The organism is Stenotrophomonas pictorum JCM 9942, assembly GCF_001310775.1.
Lineage (GTDB): Bacteria > Pseudomonadota > Gammaproteobacteria > Xanthomonadales > Xanthomonadaceae > Stenotrophomonas > Stenotrophomonas pictorum.
The window spans coordinates 1-1,594 of the sequence record NZ_BAZI01000511.1; the positions used below are offsets into that span (position 1 = coordinate 1).

General features: G+C 66.9%; 2 protein-coding genes. Both read right to left on the minus strand.

Annotated elements, in window-relative coordinates:
• Positions 1 to 83 precede the first annotated feature (83 nt).
• Entirely contained in the window at positions 84 to 1,073 is a 990-nt protein-coding gene (gene hemB, locus JCM9942_RS15555; RefSeq protein WP_054660766.1) for a porphobilinogen synthase, read from the minus strand.
• 29 nt (positions 1,074 to 1,102) lie between these two features.
• On the minus strand, positions 1,103 to 1,594 hold a 492-nt coding region (locus JCM9942_RS15560), incomplete at its 5' end, for a bestrophin family protein (protein ID WP_304941161.1).

Genomic DNA, 1,594 nt, shown 5'->3' on the forward strand with positions numbered 1-1,594 from the left:
CCAGCCCGATCACCGCCGCGAATACCGACACGCCGATCATCCATACCACCCACTGGTAGGCCTGTACCGCCGGAGCATCCATCTCAAGCCTCCTTCAGCCAGCGCGCGATCTGCGGCGCGTAGTAGGTCAGCACGCCGTCGGCGCCGGCGCGTTTGAAGCCGATCATCGTCTCCAGCACGCACTTGCGCTCGTCCAGCCAGCCATTGGCCGCGGCCGCCTTGAGCATCGCGTACTCGCCACTGACGTGGTAGGCGAAGGTCGGCACGCCGAATTCGGTCTTCACCCGGCGCACGATGTCCAGGTACGGCATGCCCGGCTTGACCATCACCATGTCCGCGCCTTCCTCCAGGTCCAGCGCGATCTCGCGCATGGCCTCGTCGCTGTTGGCCGGGTCCATCTGGTAGGTCTTCTTGTCGGCCTTGCCGAGGTTGCCGGAGCTGCCCACCGCATCGCGGAACGGACCGTAGAAGGCCGAGGCGTACTTGGCCGAATAGGCCATGATGCGCGCGTTGATATGACCGGCGGCGTCCAGCGCGGTACGGATCGCACCGATGCGGCCGTCCATCATGTCCGAGGGCGAGATGATGTCCACACCGGCTTCAGCGTGCGACAGCGACTGCTTGACCAGCGCCTGGACGGTGATGTCGTTGAGCACGTAGCCGCGCTCGTCGATGATGCCGTCCTGGCCGTGCGTGGTGTACGGGTCCAGCGCCACGTCGGTCATCACCCCCAGCTCGGGGAAACGCGACTTCAGTGCACGCACCGCGCGCTGTGCCAGACCCTCCGGATGCCAGGCTTCGGCCGCGTCCAGCGTCTTGCGCGAGGCGTCGATCACCGGGAACAGGTCGATCACCGGTACGCCCAGTTCCAGCGCCTGCTCGGCCTCGCGCAGCAGCTCGTCGATGGACATGCGGTCCACGCCCGGCATCGAGCCGACCGGCGCGCGGCCGTCCAGCTCATGCACGAACACCGGCCAGATCAGGTCGTCGGTGGTCAGCGTGTGCTCGCGCATCAGCCGGCGCGAGAACTCGTCATGGCGCATGCGGCGCGGGCGGTAATGGGGATGGCCCATGGAACTACTCCTTGATTCAAAAACGGTGATCAGCGCAGGACATGGCCCTGCGGCTGCAATGGTTCAGGCAATGGCCGCCGGCCCAGCGCGTCCAGCACATCGATCTCGATGGTACGCACCATCGCATCGAGCGGCAGGTCATTGGGCTCCAGCCCGAACGGCTCCTCCAGCTCCTCGCCGAGCTGGTCCAGGCCGAAGAAGGCATAGGCCAGCAGCATCGACACCAGCGGCGTGGCCCAGCCCAGCGCGCCGGCCAGGCCGAACGGCAGCAGCACGCAGAACAGCCACGCGCAGCGGTGCAGCAGCAAGGTGTAGGCAAACGGCAAGGGCGTGCCGGCGATGCGCTCGCATCCGGCCTGTACCGAGGACATGGCCTGCAGACGCGCTTCGAACTGGCCGTAAAGGTAAGGGTCGAGCCGGCCTGCGTGCAGCGGTACCGCCAGCTCGCCGGCCAACTGGGCGAGCACCGCGTCGGGAATGTTGCGTCGCTGCAACACCGCCCTCTGATCGTCGGCCAGCCA